A 16,666-nucleotide genomic window follows, 5' to 3' on the forward strand; every position below is an offset into this window, starting at 1 on the left:
GTGCCTGTTGATCAGTGCCCAAGGGGTGCTTGATCGGACACACGGATCGGGGACAACATGAAAAAAAAGAAGAGACATATAAAAAGCTTTTTTGAAGAACTTATAACTCTTAAGTGGATAACCTTCTGTGGATAACCTGCGCTGGCCCATGAATTACGGGGTGTACAGAGTTTTACAACTTTGTTCTGATCCCGTGCTGCGCTTGTTCCCATCGTGAGTGAAAGCTGTGGATGAAAACACCTGTTATCCACAGCGGAGTTATCAACAGGCTAAGGGCTGGGGTTGTGCATAGCCCTCAGGGTCGTTTATCCACAGGGCTTATTCACAGAGGCGAAAAGCCGTTTTGGTCGATAAATGGCTGTTTTGTCGTGGTTCCTAACGTGTCCACATGTGGATAACTGAACGCTCGACCGGTACAATGGCGGTTTGTTTTTGCCTCATCCGGCTTTCAAACTCAGGGGATATCCGTGTCAGTGGAACTTTGGCAGCAGTGCGTGGAGCTTCTGCGCGATGAACTGCCTGCCCAGCAATTCAACACCTGGATCCGTCCGCTACAGGTCGAAGCCGAAGGCGACGAGTTGCGCGTCTATGCGCCTAACCGTTTCGTTCTCGATTGGGTCAATGAAAAGTACCTGGGTCGCTTGCTCGAGCTGTTGGGTGAGAACGGTAGCGGCATTGCACCAGCCCTTTCCTTATTAATAGGTAGCCGTCGCAGCTCGGCCCCAAGGGCTGCGCCCAACGCGCCGGTCAGCGCTGCCGTTGCGGCTTCGCTGGCGCAGACTCAGGCACACAAGACGGCCCCTGTCGCAGCGGTTGAACCCGTTGCCGTGGCTGCAGCCGAGCCTGTACTGGTCGAGACGTCTTCGCGTGACAGCTTTGATGCCATGGCCGAGCCCGCTGCGGCGCCGCCCAGTGGTGGTGGCCGGGCTGAACAACGCACCGTGCAGGTTGAAGGTGCGCTCAAGCACACCAGTTACCTGAACCGGACCTTTACCTTTGACACCTTCGTCGAAGGTAAGTCGAACCAGCTCGCCCGCGCGGCTGCCTGGCAGGTTGCGGACAACCCTAAGCATGGCTACAACCCGCTGTTCCTTTATGGCGGTGTGGGTTTGGGTAAAACCCACCTTATGCATGCTGTGGGTAACCATCTGCTGAAGAAAAATCCGAACGCCAAGGTGGTGTACCTGCATTCGGAGCGTTTCGTCGCGGACATGGTCAAAGCGCTGCAACTCAATGCCATCAACGAATTCAAGCGCTTCTACCGCTCGGTGGACGCGTTGTTGATCGACGATATCCAGTTCTTCGCTCGCAAAGAGCGCTCGCAGGAAGAGTTTTTCCACACCTTCAACGCCTTGCTCGAGGGCGGCCAGCAGGTAATCCTTACCTCTGACCGCTATCCCAAGGAAATCGAAGGCCTGGAAGAGCGTCTGAAGTCGCGCTTTGGTTGGGGCCTGACGGTGGCTGTCGAGCCACCAGAGCTGGAGACCCGCGTAGCGATCCTGATGAAGAAGGCCGACCAGGCCAAAGTCGAGCTCCCGCATGACGCAGCCTTTTTCATCGCTCAGCGCATCCGGTCCAACGTCCGTGAGCTGGAAGGTGCACTGAAGCGGGTTATCGCTCACTCGCACTTCATGGGGCGTGACATCACCATCGAGCTGATTCGTGAATCGCTCAAGGATCTGTTGGCGCTGCAAGACAAACTGGTCAGTGTGGATAACATTCAGCGTACCGTCGCTGAGTACTACAAGATCAAGATCTCCGATCTGTTGTCCAAGCGTCGTTCGCGTTCTGTCGCGCGCCCGCGTCAGGTAGCCATGGCCCTGTCCAAGGAGTTGACCAACCACAGTCTGCCGGAAATTGGCGACATGTTCGGTGGTCGCGACCATACGACCGTGCTGCACGCCTGCCGCAAAATCAATGAACTGAAGGAATCCGACGCGGACATCCGCGAGGACTACAAGAACCTGCTGCGGACGCTGACGACCTGATGGCCGTCTGCGCAGCTAATTGAAGGCAAGGGACTAGACCATGCATTTCACCATTCAACGCGAAGCCCTGTTGAAACCCCTGCAACTGGTCGCCGGTGTCGTCGAGCGCCGTCAGACCTTGCCGGTCCTGTCCAACGTATTGCTGGTCGTACAAGGCCAGCAACTGTCGTTGACCGGTACCGACCTGGAAGTCGAGCTGGTAGGCCGCGTGCAACTGGAAGAGCCGGCCGAGCCTGGCGAGATCACTGTTCCTGCGCGCAAGCTGATGGACATCTGCAAAAGCCTGCCTAACGACGCCCTGATCGATATCAAGGTCGATGAGCAGAAATTGTTGGTAAAGGCCGGCCGCAGCCGCTTCACCCTGTCGACCCTGCCTGCCAATGACTTCCCGACTGTGGAAGAAGGCCCGGGTTCGCTGACCTGCAACCTGGAGCAGAGCAAGCTGCGCCGCCTGATCGAGCGAACCAGCTTCGCCATGGCCCAGCAGGATGTGCGCTATTACCTCAACGGTATGCTGCTTGAGGTTTCCCGCAACACGTTGCGCGCTGTATCCACCGACGGTCACCGCCTGGCGCTTTGCTCGATGAGCGCGCCGATCGAGCAGGAAGATCGACACCAGGTCATCGTGCCGCGTAAAGGTATCCTGGAGTTGGCGCGCCTGCTGACCGATCCTGAAGGCATGGTCAGCATCGTGCTGGGTCAGCATCACATCCGCGCCACTACTGGCGAGTTCACCTTTACCTCCAAGCTGGTGGACGGCAAATTCCCGGACTACGAGCGCGTACTGCCCAAAGGCGGTGACAAGCTGGTCGTCGGAGACCGCCAGGCGCTGCGTGAAGCCTTCAGCCGTACTGCGATTCTTTCCAACGAAAAGTACCGCGGTATTCGCCTGCAGCTGGCTGCCGGTCAACTGAAGATCCAGGCTAACAACCCCGAGCAGGAAGAAGCTGAAGAAGAAATCAGCGTGGACTATGACGGTAGCTCGCTGGAGATCGGTTTCAACGTCAGCTACTTGCTGGACGTGCTGGGCGTGATGACTACTGAGCAAGTTCGTCTGATCTTGTCCGATTCAAACAGCAGTGCGCTGCTGCAGGAAGCTGGCAATGACGATTCTTCCTACGTTGTCATGCCGATGCGCCTGTAACCTGTAGCAGGCGAAATGTCCCTTCGACGTATCATGGTCACCGCGGTGCGCAACTTGCACCCGGTGACACTCTTACCCTCCCCCCGCATCAACATCCTTTACGGCGCCAACGGCAGCGGCAAGACCAGCGTGCTCGAAGCCGTGCATTTGCTCGGCCTGGCCCGTTCATTTCGCAGCACCCGCCTGAATCCGGTTATTCAGTACGAACAGGCTGCCTGTACTGTGTTCGGCGAGGTTCAGCTGACGGAGGGTGGTACGAGCAACCTGGGTGTGTCCCGTGAGCGACAAGGGGAGTTTACTATTCGCATCGATGGGCAGAATGCGCGCAGCGCCGCGCAATTGGCTGAGTTACTGCCGCTTCAGCTCATCAACCCAGACAGTTTCCGACTGCTGGAAGGTGCCCCAAAAATACGCCGCCAGTTTCTGGACTGGGGGGTGTTCCACGTGGAACCTCGTTTTCTGCCAGCCTGGCAACGCCTTCAGAAGGCGCTGCGGCAGCGGAACTCATGGTTGCGTCATGGTACACTTGACCCAGCTTCGCAAGCCGCCTGGGACCGGGAATTGTGCCTGGCTAGCGCGGAAATAGATGAATACCGTCGCAACTACATCAAGGCCTTGAAGCCCGTCTTCGAGCGAACCCTGAGCGAACTGGTCGAGCTGGACGGGTTGACCCTGAGCTACTACCGAGGCTGGGACAAGGACCGGGAACTGCAAGAAGTGCTCGCCTCCTCCCTCCTTCGCGATCAGCAGATGGGCCATACCCAAGCCGGTCCGCAGCGTGCTGATCTGCGTTTGCGGTTGGCTGGCAACAACGCAGCCGACATCCTGTCGCGTGGTCAGCAAAAGTTGGTGGTATGCGCATTGCGCATTGCCCAAGGCCACCTCGTCAGTCAGGCTCGCCGCGGTCACTGTATTTATCTCGTGGATGACTTGCCGTCCGAACTGGATGAACAGCATCGCCGCGCACTGTGCCGCTTGCTTGAAGAATTACGCTGCCAGGTGTTCATCACCTGTGTAGATCACGAATTACTGAGGGAAGGCTGGCAGACGGAAACGCCAGTTGCTTTGTTCCACGTGGAACAAGGCCGTATCACCCAGACCCACGACCATCGGGAGTGAAGGCATGAGCGAAAATCAAACGTACGACTCCTCCAGCATCAAGGTGCTGAAAGGTTTGGATGCCGTACGCAAGCGTCCCGGCATGTACATTGGCGACACCGATGATGGTAGTGGCCTGCACCACATGGTCTTCGAGGTGGTCGACAACTCGATCGACGAAGCCCTCGCCGGTCACTGCGATGACATCACTGTCATCATCCATCCGGACGAATCTATCAGTGTGCGCGACAACGGTCGCGGCATTCCGGTCGATGTGCATAAGGAAGAAGGCGTTTCCGCAGCCGAGGTCATCATGACTGTGCTGCACGCCGGCGGTAAGTTCGACGACAACTCTTACAAAGTATCCGGCGGTCTGCACGGTGTAGGTGTGTCGGTTGTGAACGCCCTGTCCGAGAAGCTGGTTCTGACCGTTCGCCGTAGCGGCAAGATCTGGGAACAGACTTACGTTCACGGTGTTCCACAAGCGCCCATGGCGGTTGTCGGTGACAGTGAATCCACGGGTACCCACATCCACTTCAAGCCATCGGCTGAAACCTTCAAGAACATTCACTTCAGCTGGGACATCCTGGCCAAGCGCATCCGCGAGCTGTCGTTCCTTAACTCGGGCGTTGGCATTCTGCTGAAGGATGAGCGCAGCGGTAAGGAAGAGTTCTTCAAGTACGAAGGCGGTCTGCGTGCGTTCGTCGAGTACTTGAACACCAACAAGACGCCGGTCAACTCCCAGGTGTTCCACTTCAACGTTCAGCGTGACGATGGCGTGGGTGTTGAAGTCGCCCTGCAATGGAACGACAGCTTCAACGAAAACCTGCTGTGCTTTACCAACAATATTCCGCAGCGTGATGGCGGTACCCACCTGGTGGGTTTCCGTTCCTCGCTGACCCGTAGCCTTAACAGCTACATCGAGCAGGAAGGCCTGGCCAAGAAGAACAAGGTGGCAACCACTGGCGACGACGCCCGTGAAGGCCTGACCGCAATCATCTCGGTTAAGGTACCGGACCCGAAGTTCAGCTCGCAGACCAAGGACAAGCTGGTCTCCTCGGAGGTGAAAACCGCCGTGGAACAGGAGATGAACAAGTACTTCGCCGATTTCCTCCTGGAAAACCCGAACGAGGCGAAGGCCGTCGTGGGCAAGATGATCGACGCGGCTCGCGCCCGTGAAGCCGCCCGTAAAGCCCGTGAAATGACTCGCCGTAAAGGTGCGCTGGATATCGCGGGTCTGCCGGGCAAACTGGCCGACTGCCAAGAGAAGGATCCTGCTCTCTCTGAACTGTACCTGGTGGAGGGTGACTCTGCGGGTGGCTCGGCCAAGCAAGGCCGCAACCGTCGTACCCAGGCGATCTTGCCGCTGAAGGGTAAAATCCTCAACGTCGAGAAAGCGCGCTTCGACAAGATGATTTCGTCCCAGGAAGTGGGCACGCTGATCACCGCGCTGGGCTGTGGCATCGGCCGCGAAGAGTACAACATCGACAAACTGCGTTATCACAACATCATCATCATGACCGATGCTGACGTTGACGGTTCGCACATCCGTACGCTGCTGCTGACCTTCTTCTTCCGTCAGCTGCCGGAGCTGGTCGAGCGTGGCTACATCTATATTGCCCAGCCGCCGCTGTACAAGGTGAAACGAGGCAAGCAGGAGCAGTACATCAAGGACGATGAGGCCATGGAAGAGTACATGACCCAGTCGGCTCTGGAAGATGCCAGCCTGCACCTGGACGAATCGGCGCCAGCAGTTTCCGGTGTGCAGCTGGAAGCGCTGGTGAATGAGTTCCGTAGTGTCATGAAGACTCTCAAGCGCCTGTCGCGCTTGTACCCGGAAGAGCTGACTGAGCACTTCGTCTACCTGCCGGAGGTGACCCTGGAGCAGTTGGGTGACCACGCAGTGATGCAGGCCTGGCTGGCCCAGTTCCAGGCGCGTCTGAACTCCAGCCAGAAGTCTGGCCTGGCTTACAACGCCAGCCTGCGTGAAGACAAAGAGCGCAACGTGTGGCTGCCTGAAGTGGAAATTACCTCTCACGGTCTTGCCAGCTACATCACCTTCAACCGCGATTTCTTCGGCAGCAATGACTACCGTACCGTAGTCAACATTGGTGCCAAGCTTTCGAGCCTGTTGGGTGAAGGTGCGTACGTGCAGCGCGGTGAACGCCGCAAGGCAATCGTCGAGTTCAAAGAGGGCCTAGATTGGCTGATGAACGAGACCACCAAGCGCCATACGATTCAGCGATACAAAGGGCTGGGTGAGATGAACCCGGATCAACTGTGGGAAACCACCATGGACCCGACCGTTCGCCGTATGCTCAAGGTCACGATCGAAGATGCCATCGCCGCTGACCAGATCTTCAACACCCTGATGGGTGATGCGGTCGAGCCGCGTCGTGACTTCATCGAAAGTAACGCGCTGTCGGTGTCGAACCTGGACTTCTGATCAGGTGTAGGTTCACAGAAAAGCTGCACGCTTTCACAAATAGATGACCGGCCGGGCTTCAACCATGGCCCCTGTCGGTCACCATCAAGCCCGCCTTCGCGGGCTTTTTTTTGCCTGGAATTCCTGCCGGGGCGCCCTACTCCGCTCATTGGAAAATGATGCAGATGGGGGGATTTGAGGAAGTGATTTGATGGGGCGCTGGAAGTGCTGAGAGGGTCGGCGGGCGGATCTGAGCAGCAGAGAGATTGAGAGGACTTTAAAACTAATATTTGAACACCTTAATAGTTAATTAAGCGTACGTGTTAAGTATTAATTTGAACAATTTAGTATGGAAATGGAATTTGGTGGAAGTTGCCATTTTGGATTTTTTGTAGATTTCGAAGGGATGTTGGAATAAGATCTATGACCAACTTTTCCGCTTTGCACTGAAGATTTTCAGCCAAATCAGCTGTTTGAAGCGAGAGCTTCAGACCTGATCCAAATTGCTCCAGCGATCACGAAGTGGCCGTTTAGAAATAAAGAGAGCAAGCCGATTGCTTTAGATTCTGATCAGTCATGAGAGTCATGACCAATGAGAGAAAAGGAGACCTGAAAATGTAGAAAAACGCGATCAATCCCGAGAGGACTGACCGCGCTTAGCGAAGCAGACTTGCGTCCTCAGAACCCGCAATGTCTGCTTTTTCGAAGCGACTGTCAATCCTCTCCCATTTTTTCGACCTTAGCGAGGTTACTCGACGGCACAGTGTTGCCTGTCGAAAGGCCTCACTTCGCCCGCCCTGCGCCTTGATTTTTTGGCGCAGCGTCGGCGCTCGTTTCGAGATTTTCGGAGGTGTTTCATGACAGTACGAAAGGTGGTCACGCGGCGGTCCAACCATTACCGCGGCTACTTCCCATCGCTCAAAAATAAAAAGCCTGTGCCCTGGGAGTCCCAGCTCGAAGGCGCTCTTTTTCGGCTTCTTGAGCTGTCTCCTGCGGTCATCGGCTACGTCCCGCAGCCCAGTGAGGAACGTGTTCCATCGCTCCAGGGCTACTTCAAATATTACCCAGACGTACAGGTTTTCCTCGCGGATGGGCGCGAGTGGTGGTTTGAAGTGAAGCCTCACGACCGACTGAAGATTGCCAGCGTCAGGCAGCGACTGGATGCCGCTGAGCGCTACTTCAACGCCACTGCCCGTAACTTTTCGGTGATCACTGAAAAGTTAATTGAAGCTGAACCCCTGGCTACCAATCTTAGAAGGCTGATGTATCACCGGCGCGGTCCAGAGCTTTCGCATCAGGCGTTGGAGGAGGTAATGGCGACCTTCAACGAATGGCCGCCTATGACCGTTGCAGATCTGCTCTACGTGGTTGGTGAGGGGAAAGCCTGGCGCTTGTTAGGCCTTGGGGTGGTGGGCATTGACCTTGATAGGTCAATTGACACTGACTCCCCGGTCTTCCTGCAAGGGGGGCACCGTCATGCAAACCTTTTCCCTTAGGGTGAAATTGGTCGTCATCGTTCGTGGCGTACTGATGGTGCTTGAGAAGAGGCTTATTGACCGGAAGCTGCTCTTTTTCGATGAGCTTGGTGAGCCCACGAAGCTATCCGAGAAGGAGTTCTATGAGGCCTACGAGAAGCGCGAGATCGAGATCTCCGCTGATCAGCCATACCTTGGGAGGGTTCCGTATGTGCGGAACGTCCCTCCAGATATTTCATGCTTCCCCAAAAAACATGGAGATGAGGCATTGCGTCGACGCAAGTATCTGGACGACCTAACTAAGCGCGGTAAATACAAGCTACCGGGTGACGAAGACATGATCAAGAAGCTTAGAGATATCGCCAAAAAGATTGGGGATGCGTGCGCACCCTCGGTTTCCACTATTCGACGTTGGGCAGCCAAATACATTGGCCAGAACGTAGTAAAGCTTATCCCTCAGCATGCCAAAAAGGGTCGGGCTGCCGCGATACAGGGAGAGCTCGAAGTTATTCTTGAAGGGGTGATTAATAAAACCTACCTGCAGGATACGATTCCAGCGGTCAGCGTGGTCGTTTCAGAATTCGAGGATCAGATAAAAGAGAGGAACAAAAGTCGTTTGCCTTCGGATCAGCTCAAGATCCCAAGCGGAATGACTGTCCGAAGGTACATCGCCAAGCTGGATCCGTACCTTGTGGATAAGGAGAGGCTCGGAAAACACGCAGCAGACAAGAAGCACCGTGTTGCGGCGGGTGTCCTACGTGTCCATGAGATTTTGGAACGTTGGGAAATTGATCACACCTTGTTGGACGTCCAGCTTGTGGATGAAACCTCGGGGCTGTGCATTGGGCGCCCCTATCTGACGATCGTCCTCGACCGCTTCTCTCGAATGGTGATGGGATATTTGCTCCACCTGTCGGCGCCAAATACGGAAACCGTGCTTCGTGTGATCGAACGCTCAATCCGTCCAAAAGCCGAATTGCTGAAGCGCTTTCCGAAAGTGAGAAATGAATGGTGGGCACGTGGGCTGCCGGCTCGAATAGTCCCAGACAACGCAGCGGAATTTCACGCGGGCGATCTCATCATGGGATTCAACGAGTTGGGTATCGAGATCATGTATCCCGCTTCAAGGGCCCCTCAAAGGAAAGGTGCCGTCGAACGCTTTTTCAGCACACAGAACCTGGGGCTTATCCACAACCTCCCGGGTACCACCTTCTCGAATATCCAGCAGCGTGGCGATTACGACTCGGAGAAGAATGCATGTTTCACGCTCCCTCAATTGGAGGCGGTGGTAGTGAAATGGATCGTCGATGGTTACCACCAGACTCCTCATCGGGGGCTGGACAACAGAACACCGGCTCAAGTCTGGGGGACTAGCGAGGCGAACCATGTCATCAGCCTTCCCGTCGACCTGGACTCGTTGGAGTGCATTCTGGCCAAGCGGGCCTCGGTGAAGGTTCACCATTACGGCATCGAGGTTGCCAAAGTGGGCTACCACTCTACGGAACTTGCTGAGCTCCGTATGCGTTTGGCAGACGGAGAAAAGGTAAACGTCCGCTATCGAGACGAAGCCGGGCACGTTTGGGTTCACGACCGCTTCAGAAACTTGTTCTTCAAAGTGCCCGCCAAAGATGAGCGAATGGCCGGTAAGAGCAGGGAGGTGTGGAAGGCTGCCGAGAAAGCGCTGCGAGAAAAATATAATGAGCAGCCTAGCTTCGAGGCTACGCACAGGTGCTACCAGGAAATTATGGAAGATGCAGACGAGGCCCGCCGTTCGCAGACGCTCAGAAAACGACGCGCAGCTGCCATAGCGAAAATCGACAAGGAGGGTCGAGTGACCGAAAGCACGCCTCCACCCAAGGTACTCGCTGAAGTGGAATGGACCGGTGACTCTATTCCTAACATTCCGCCAGCAGCCTTCAAGGTCTCGGTTCGTCGCCCTGCTGGGAGTTCTAAGCCATGAACGCCATCAATCTGTACGAATGCTACGAGCATGGTGAATACAGCTTTACGCTCCGCGATCGTTTTATTCACAGCCCTCAAGTCGAGCGAGCGTTGACGCGACTAGGCGATATCCACGGCGATAGTCGGCGTACCAGAGCAAGTAAAGGGTTGCTGATCCAAGGTCCAAGCGGAGTGGGCAAGAGCACATTGGTCAAGGAGTACATTCGGTCATTGGAGGAATTGGAGAGCCATGACCCACAGAAGCGGACAGTTCTGTTCGTCGAGATGCCTTCGTCTCCAACCAAAAAGAACCTGGCAGCAGCCATTTTGGCAGAGCTGAAGGATCCCTTCGCAGAGGCACGAGGACATTCGGCAGAGGTTAAATTTGCGCGAGTAGTCCTGCTGCTGAAGAACCTTGGCGTGGAGATGTTGGTCCTCGATGAGGCGCAGCACCTGGTCGATTATCGTCGTAATGGTGCGTATGAGGCAGCAGACTGGATCAAGAGTCTGATGAATGAAACCAGTATCGCGTTTGTTCTGATTGGGCTGAAGCGCACCGAAAATCTCCTGCTAGCAAACGAGCAACTGCGACGCAGGTTTTCGGCCACGGTGGCATACGATCGCTTCACCTTCTCCGCTAATACGTCTCTTCATTTCGTGATGTTGTTGCAGGCAATCGAGGGCGAACTGCCTGTTCAAACCATCAGTTTTGTAGAGCCAGCGATGATTAAACGCTTCTACCTGGCTTCCTATGGATTGATCGACTACCTCATCAAGATTGTGGACAGGGCTGTTTGGCTGGTTCAAGTCCAGGACCTTGTCGGGATTGAACTTCCTGTGCTGGCCCAGGCTTTTGAAGACGAGGTTTGGAGCTACGCCACCGAGGATCGAAACCCCTTCAGTGCGAGCTTCAATTTCCAGCCTCTGTTCGGGAAGCGGGAGCCGTTTGAGACGTTCGAAGAGAGCAGTACCTGACGGCCAAGGGCCGGGCTTATCGGCCCGGCTCTACTCCCCTGATTTTTATGTCTTCGATTTCATGGATGTGTAGGAATGTTTGGTCTTTTAATCAACCCACGACCACACCAAGACGAAAGTCTTTTGGGGTACCTGCAGCGCCTGGCGAAAGCCAACGGATTACCCAGAAAGGAACTGCTCACCGCCTTTGCACGAGCCGACGAGACCGATGTTGCGGACTGGCTGCAGATGATGGAAGGACCACTGAGCTGGCCTGCGGTATCTGCTGAGTTTCGTGATCCAAGGCCCAAGGGGGTCAAGTTATGGACGACTCATCACGCTCGTTACTGTCCGATCTGTTTGGGCGAAGCCGGTTATTGGAGAGAAAGCTGGGGCTTGACCCTGGTTACGACGTGTTCTGTCCACGGCACTGAACTCCACGGGCGGTGCCCCAACTGTCTGAAGGAAACCGATCCAAGCGCAATGAGTGCGAATAGTTGCCAAGCGTGTGGCACCTCATTGAGTGGGACCAATTTTGAGATCGCGCCGGCGAGTGATACGGCCGCCTGGCTCACCTCTGGCTTTGAAGATAGGTTTTACGCCGACTCGTTGCCAGCTGACGCGGGATTGGCGGCCCTCACCTACGAACAGTTTCACGAGTTGTCATCGCGTCTCGCTGTCAGAAGTTTGCCTACGGAAAGAACCCAGCCGCTGAAGGTTGCTGATTCGGGTTCGCTAGAGATATCGCGGCTTATGGCAAACGCGGCGGGCGTGGTTCTCATGAACTGGCCTCTCGCATTCAGAGAACTGCTGAGTGGCCTCAAGGCAGTCCATTCCGATAACGAACATTGGACGCTCAGCAGATCGTTCGGCCCGATATACCACGACATCCACCGTGATCTGGATGACTCTTGTTTTGACTTTCTTCGTCGAGAGTTCGAATCATTTCTGCAGCATGCGTGGGAAGCACCGTTAGCGAAGCGAAATCGCAATTTGAGTGAGGAGACGATTGAGAGACATCGTTGGGTGTCGTTCGATTCTGCTGCTGAAGCTTGTGGTCTCGGGGTATCAGTCATAAAACGCCTTCATCAGGAGGGACAAATCGCCTATCGGGAGAAGGTCCATGAAGATCGAGTCTTTACGGTCGTGGACCTGGATCATTTGAAGGCAATCTCGCAGCATCTCCAGGGCGTGGCTGATATGAAAGAAACCTCGACTTTGCTAAGCCTCTGTCGCAATCGGGTTAGGCAGCTGCTAGCTGGTGGTACCCTCCAGTTCTTTGGTGGAGAACCGCGCCCAGGCGAAAGGTGGCTGATTGACTGCCGCTCGATCAACGAATTGATTGATGAGAAGCTGCCTACCAGCTCTGACCAGAGCCTGGTGTCGATCAACTACTTGGCCAAGCATTCTCTGCCCAAGGGGGGTGGGTTGGTCGAGTTGGTTCAGGCAATACGTGCAGGTGAACTTCGCGCTTACGGCCCAGCTGAGAATGGCTCGGTTGCGGTAGGGGCGTGGTTACTCAAGCCGCAAGATTTTGCAGCGTGGCAACAAGCCCGAGCTGAGAACAAGAGTCCGGTCTTTCCCGGCCTGTCGGTAGTCAAGGCTGCTGCGCTGTTAGGCGTCAAAGAACAATGCGCATACGCGTTCGTTCGACTGGGTCTGCTATGGAGCACTGCTGTCGAACGAGGCCGGCGTACGCAATTGATGGTTAAGCCTCAAGCCATCGACAGATTCAGGCGTGGCTATATCTTGGGACCGGAGATTGCGGTGTATTTGGGGAAGTCGACCAGGGAGGCGTTCAAGCACCTTTGGGAGGCCAGGTTTCGCCCCGTTGCGGGGCCATCCATTCCAAACGCGGCTTGCCGGCAGTACGTTTGGGTAAGAAGCAAAAAGCTGATCGATTACCTCGCAAGTGAAGCCGCCCAGATCGACGATCCTGAAGCCATCACGTTTTTATCCACACCGATCGCTCAGCCTCGTGATTGCCGATTCAGGCATGTGGGATCAAGATAGTTAGCACGCTTTCTTTCTTGATTGCTAAAATCATCGAACCCATTTTGGAGAATCTTATGTCCCGTCTCGCTGAATTCCGCCTGCTCGAACAACAGCTCGCAGCCCAACTGGCGGAGCTGGAAGCGCTGAAAAATGACTCTGCCCTGAAGCAGGAAATGGAATTTGAAACGAAGCTGCGCAGTTTGCTCAACGAGTATGGCTACGGCCTGCGCCAAGTGGTGCTGATCCTCGATCCGCAAGCGGTGGCTTCCACTGATATGGCCCCAAAAACCTCTCGGAAACCACGCGAAGTGAAGGTCTACAAGAATCCACACAGCGGAGAGGTTGTTGAGACCAAGGGTGGTAATCAGCGTACGCTTAAGGCCTGGAAAAACGAGTATGGCGCTGAGGTAGTCGAGTCTTGGCTCGCCAATTGATTGCACTGCAGGCGGCTTCTGGCACGAGATGAATCGTGGTGCGCCCCGAATGCAAATTCCCATTCTGGGGCGTGACGAAATTTTCTGCGGGTGGTGGTGACACACAGTTTATGCGCATTAAATAGAGGTCCACTTCAAAAAATGGACTCTCCAAAATGCGGAATGCTCTCGTCTCAATCTCAGTGAACACCATCGCAAGCCTCCTGACTGCGCTTGTGCTTCACTGGATCACCCCTCCTCTTTCCGACCTCTCCATTCAGCCAATCACGGCCTCAAACTCTGGATCCAAGAGCTCTTCGTGCTCTTCGTAGATGAGAAATCTGGACCAGACAGCACGTTTCTGAACCACCCCATCAGAGCAAGCGTTCCCCTGGATTGAGCTATCTGGTGACGATTCGTTGAGTTTCTTCTCACTGCTAGGAAGAGCTCTGATTAAAAATTCGTGCTTCCTCAGAGGCTTAGCGATGGTGTCTGTAGAGGCTTTTCTGGAATGACGAGTAAGCTCCTGATGGAGGCGTTTTCTGCACTCCATTCCTCACGGGGACCGCTTGTCAAATCGAAAGGCCCTGCTATACAGTTCTTGTCAAAGGATTTGTCAAATGATGTAGAATCCGGTCCCTCGTTGGGGAGCGGTGGAGGAGTTAACATGTCAGAACGCGAAGGGGTCTTAGCAAGGGCGCCGCTTATCTATGCGTTGAGCGTAATCAGATTTGCCCCGATTCTTAAGCTGCCAAAGCTGATCCCAGACATTCAGCACACGATCCGTCAGAGCCTCCCGGGCTTCTTCCAGATGGTCAAGGGCGTGCCGCCTGGAGTGATGCACAGCGGAGAACCGAATTCTTGGGCGTTCCTTAATCGGGATGCTGACTACGCGTGCGTGCTGGCCATGGATCACATGATCCTGCAAAGCACAAATTATCTTCATTTTGATAACCACTTAGCGCTTTTCCGTGAGTGCATTGAGGCGCTGGTAGGGCAAGCAGGTGCATTGGATATCACCGCTATCGGGATGCGGTACGTCGATAAAATTGAACCAGCTGAAGGTGAGACCCTAGCCGACTACCTTCCGGAAGCCATGCTCCCACTTAAATGCGATGAGCTAGCGGCGCATGGGAAAGTCCCCAAGGAGCAGCTTGGAATCTCTACTACCACCTACCATCTAGATCCGGAGTATCTGCACATCAGATGCTGGCGGCAGACTGGTATGTGGATACCGGAAGATTTGGTCGAGCCGGCCATGGTTTTCGAAATTGCTAAGCAATCGAGGAATTCATCCAAGCATGGTGCTCCTCTGCAAGGTGCATTTGTGCCTGTTAGCGAAAATGGTGCTCTTCTCGATACGGATGCGCATTGGCCGCTGCAGTTAGCCGAACGACTGGGAACCGAGGAGATCTGCACGAGACTCGACGGTTTGCATAAGACTGCTAACTTTGCTTTTAGGACAGTCGCGAAAGATCATGCCTTTGAGGTTTGGGGGAAGGCGAAATGACTACAGCAATGAATGGGCAATGGATTGATCCTACCGGGGCTGCTGTAAGCAGATCTTCTACTTGGGAAAACCCTGAAATTGCTCCGCGTGTAGGTAGCACGACAGCAAACCCTGTATTGGCGATTGCTTTCACAGCGATGCTGGCCGTTTCGGTAGTAGTCGCTCCTGGGACTGCCTCCCTGCCCTATCCACAACTTATCGGCTCAGCAGGCATGAGCTTTCATGGCGTGCATGCTGGTGCCTGGACCGAGGTGGACACCAGCCAGGATGCCAATGTTACCGAAGACGTAGCGCCGGCCTTAATCGAGGAGCTTAGGAGCGACTTCAAGTTGTCAGATAGCTCCATCGCGCAGATCTTCAACGTGTCTCGTCAGACCGTGTACAATTGGCGGACTGGAAAAACCGCCACTGGTTTTCCCGAGAGGCTTGCGGCTTTAACTGAGGCGTTGCGCCAAGTTAACGCCGAAGAAGCGCAGTATCTGCATCGGGTGCTTTTCTATCCAACCGCCGATGGCCGCCTGATTCAGGATGCGCTTTCGGATGAAGCGTGGAATCGAAATGGCGCTAAAGGTGTGTACGGAATGGTTGCGGAGTTGGCTGGCAAGGCGCAGCAGCTACGTGATAGGGACCTCAAAACCATCGCCAGGTTAGAAAAATCGGGCGGTTCGAATTTGGTTTGATTATGGCTGATACACCTGAGCAAGAGATCGTAAGTGCCATTAGCGCTTCTGGTTGGCTGCAAGGAGATACCGTCTCAGGTGACGCCTTGATTGAACACATATCCGAGGAGGTCCTGAAAGGCCAATTCGAGGGGGTGGCTCCAGCTTATTGGATGTTGGCCTCCCATTCCTGCACGGTGCATGCACGCAACCTTTGTGATGCGCCGTGGATAGAGTGGATTGCCGTTAAGGTAAAGAAAAAGGCCTTCGATAAGCAGCTGCACGCCCTCAATCCACGTACGCTGCACCTGCAGCACGCGGAAAAGCAGGTTATGGAGCTCAAGATTCACAAGCGTGTGTGGACCAAGAGAGCCGTGCTTCCGACGCTCCACCGAAATCCGGTAATCACGCTGAGCGAAGAAAACGGTCAGTATTTCTCATACTGGATGTCCCACCATTACAACCGTATTGCGATGCCGGACGAGTTGGTCAACCGCCTGAAGGCAGACCAAGGTGACGACGGCATGAAGGGCATCGCCGTGCTTGTCGACGATTTCCTCCATCAGAACAACCAATTTTTCGCTAGTGCTTGGGTTTCCTTCAACCCCAAGGGCGAGATTCGCGACCCGGCTGAGCCCTACGAGGTGGTGTTCCGGTTTTTGACCAAACGAGAGCACGCCAGGCGCGCAAATGAGCTGCACGACCAGCTGAATGAATTGCTCGGGGTGGCCAGAAATCTCAACGATGGGCTGTACTTCGGTGGAGCAGACGTCACGGTGCTCCAAGACTTTACCATGCTCGATGCGGAAGACTTCGTGCGGTACAACCTTCACGACTGGCTCAGTGTTGGGGATACCGATGAAGATGAAGAAGGTGCCGATGATGCTGACTGAGCTGCTATCGGCCTCCCCTTTAGGATCTGGGTTTGACCTTAGCTGACCGGCTGCTCTACAAACCAATTGATTTTCTCCGGAGCCGGTGTCACTGTCGCTCCAAGAATAGCCCCCACGCCTCGGGCAGGTCCCAGACCTGTACTGCGCACCAGGGGGTTAGTTGTTTCTAGG

Annotated in this window: 12 protein-coding genes; all 12 read left to right on the top strand. The window is 54.9% G+C overall.

The annotated features are described in order from the left end of the window. Positions 1 to 467 precede the first annotated feature (467 nt). The 12 genes from dnaA (at position 468) to V7787_RS24525 (ending at position 16,495) form a co-directional block, all read left to right on the top strand. Entirely contained in the window at positions 468 to 1,988 is a 1,521-nt protein-coding gene (gene dnaA / locus V7787_RS24470) for a chromosomal replication initiator protein DnaA (RefSeq protein ID WP_064491471.1), read from the top strand. Between the two features lie 40 nt (positions 1,989 to 2,028). After that, a complete protein-coding gene (gene dnaN, locus V7787_RS24475; RefSeq protein ID WP_020192712.1) occupies positions 2,029 to 3,132 on the top strand; it encodes a DNA polymerase III subunit beta in 1,104 nt (367 codons plus the stop codon). A gap of 15 nt (positions 3,133 to 3,147) precedes the next feature. Continuing rightward, a complete protein-coding gene (recF, locus tag V7787_RS24480) occupies positions 3,148 to 4,251 on the top strand; it encodes a DNA replication/repair protein RecF (protein ID WP_064491470.1) in 1,104 nt (367 codons plus the stop codon). Positions 4,252 to 4,255: 4 nt separating this feature from the next. Then, a complete protein-coding gene (gyrB, locus tag V7787_RS24485; RefSeq protein WP_064491469.1) occupies positions 4,256 to 6,676 on the top strand; it encodes a DNA topoisomerase (ATP-hydrolyzing) subunit B in 2,421 nt (806 codons plus the stop codon). A gap of 836 nt (positions 6,677 to 7,512) precedes the next feature. After that, positions 7,513 to 8,151 (top strand): TnsA endonuclease N-terminal domain-containing protein, encoded by a 639-nt coding sequence (locus V7787_RS24490; protein ID WP_011953077.1) that lies wholly within the window; start codon positions 7,513 to 7,515, stop codon positions 8,149 to 8,151. After that, the gene (locus tag V7787_RS24495) at positions 8,132 to 10,090 is read left to right on the top strand and encodes a DDE-type integrase/transposase/recombinase (RefSeq protein WP_011953078.1); all 1,959 of its coding nucleotides are present in this window, start codon (positions 8,132 to 8,134) and stop codon (positions 10,088 to 10,090) included. The genes V7787_RS24490 and V7787_RS24495 overlap by 20 nt, the downstream gene beginning before the upstream one ends. Further along, positions 10,087 to 11,046 carry a TniB family NTP-binding protein gene (locus V7787_RS24500; RefSeq protein WP_010951429.1) on the top strand — a complete coding sequence of 320 codons (960 nt, stop codon included), beginning with the start codon at positions 10,087 to 10,089 and terminating at the stop codon, positions 11,044 to 11,046. Before V7787_RS24495 ends, V7787_RS24500 begins: the two co-directional genes overlap by 4 nt. 75 nt (positions 11,047 to 11,121) lie before the next feature. After that, entirely contained in the window at positions 11,122 to 13,038 is a 1,917-nt protein-coding gene (locus V7787_RS24505; RefSeq protein ID WP_010951430.1) for a TniQ family protein, read from the top strand. A 56-nt stretch (positions 13,039 to 13,094) separates the two neighbouring features. Beyond that, positions 13,095 to 13,454, top strand: a complete 360-nt coding sequence (locus V7787_RS24510; RefSeq protein WP_010951431.1) for a histone-like nucleoid-structuring protein, MvaT/MvaU family — start codon at positions 13,095 to 13,097, stop codon at positions 13,452 to 13,454. A gap of 646 nt (positions 13,455 to 14,100) precedes the next feature. Next, the gene (locus V7787_RS24515; RefSeq protein ID WP_010951432.1) at positions 14,101 to 14,943 is read left to right on the top strand and encodes a TIGR04255 family protein; all 843 of its coding nucleotides are present in this window, start codon (positions 14,101 to 14,103) and stop codon (positions 14,941 to 14,943) included. Continuing rightward, the gene (locus tag V7787_RS24520) at positions 14,940 to 15,623 is read left to right on the top strand and encodes a transcriptional regulator (protein ID WP_126404318.1); all 684 of its coding nucleotides are present in this window, start codon (positions 14,940 to 14,942) and stop codon (positions 15,621 to 15,623) included. Before V7787_RS24515 ends, V7787_RS24520 begins: the two co-directional genes overlap by 4 nt. Positions 15,624 to 15,625: 2 nt before the next feature. After that, positions 15,626 to 16,495: a hypothetical protein gene (locus tag V7787_RS24525; RefSeq protein ID WP_336089839.1), complete on the top strand. Its 870-nt coding sequence runs from the start codon at positions 15,626 to 15,628 to the stop codon at positions 16,493 to 16,495. Positions 16,496 to 16,666 lie beyond the last annotated feature (171 nt).

It is taken from the genome of Pseudomonas sp. CGJS7 (assembly GCF_036961695.1).

Coding starts and splice junctions, on each gene's coding strand:
- dnaN (WP_020192712.1), top strand. CDS start 2,029: ATGCATTTCACCATTCAACGCGAAGCCCTGTTGAAACCCCTGCAACTG.
- recF (WP_064491470.1), top strand. CDS start 3,148: ATGTCCCTTCGACGTATCATGGTCACCGCGGTGCGCAACTTGCACCCG.
- gyrB (WP_064491469.1), top strand. CDS start 4,256: ATGAGCGAAAATCAAACGTACGACTCCTCCAGCATCAAGGTGCTGAAA.
- V7787_RS24490 (WP_011953077.1), top strand. CDS start 7,513: ATGACAGTACGAAAGGTGGTCACGCGGCGGTCCAACCATTACCGCGGC.
- V7787_RS24495 (WP_011953078.1), top strand. CDS start 8,132: ATGCAAACCTTTTCCCTTAGGGTGAAATTGGTCGTCATCGTTCGTGGC.
- V7787_RS24500 (WP_010951429.1), top strand. CDS start 10,087: ATGAACGCCATCAATCTGTACGAATGCTACGAGCATGGTGAATACAGC.
- V7787_RS24505 (WP_010951430.1), top strand. CDS start 11,122: ATGTTTGGTCTTTTAATCAACCCACGACCACACCAAGACGAAAGTCTT.
- V7787_RS24510 (WP_010951431.1), top strand. CDS start 13,095: ATGTCCCGTCTCGCTGAATTCCGCCTGCTCGAACAACAGCTCGCAGCC.
- V7787_RS24515 (WP_010951432.1), top strand. CDS start 14,101: ATGTCAGAACGCGAAGGGGTCTTAGCAAGGGCGCCGCTTATCTATGCG.
- V7787_RS24520 (WP_126404318.1), top strand. CDS start 14,940: ATGACTACAGCAATGAATGGGCAATGGATTGATCCTACCGGGGCTGCT.
- V7787_RS24525 (WP_336089839.1), top strand. CDS start 15,626: ATGGCTGATACACCTGAGCAAGAGATCGTAAGTGCCATTAGCGCTTCT.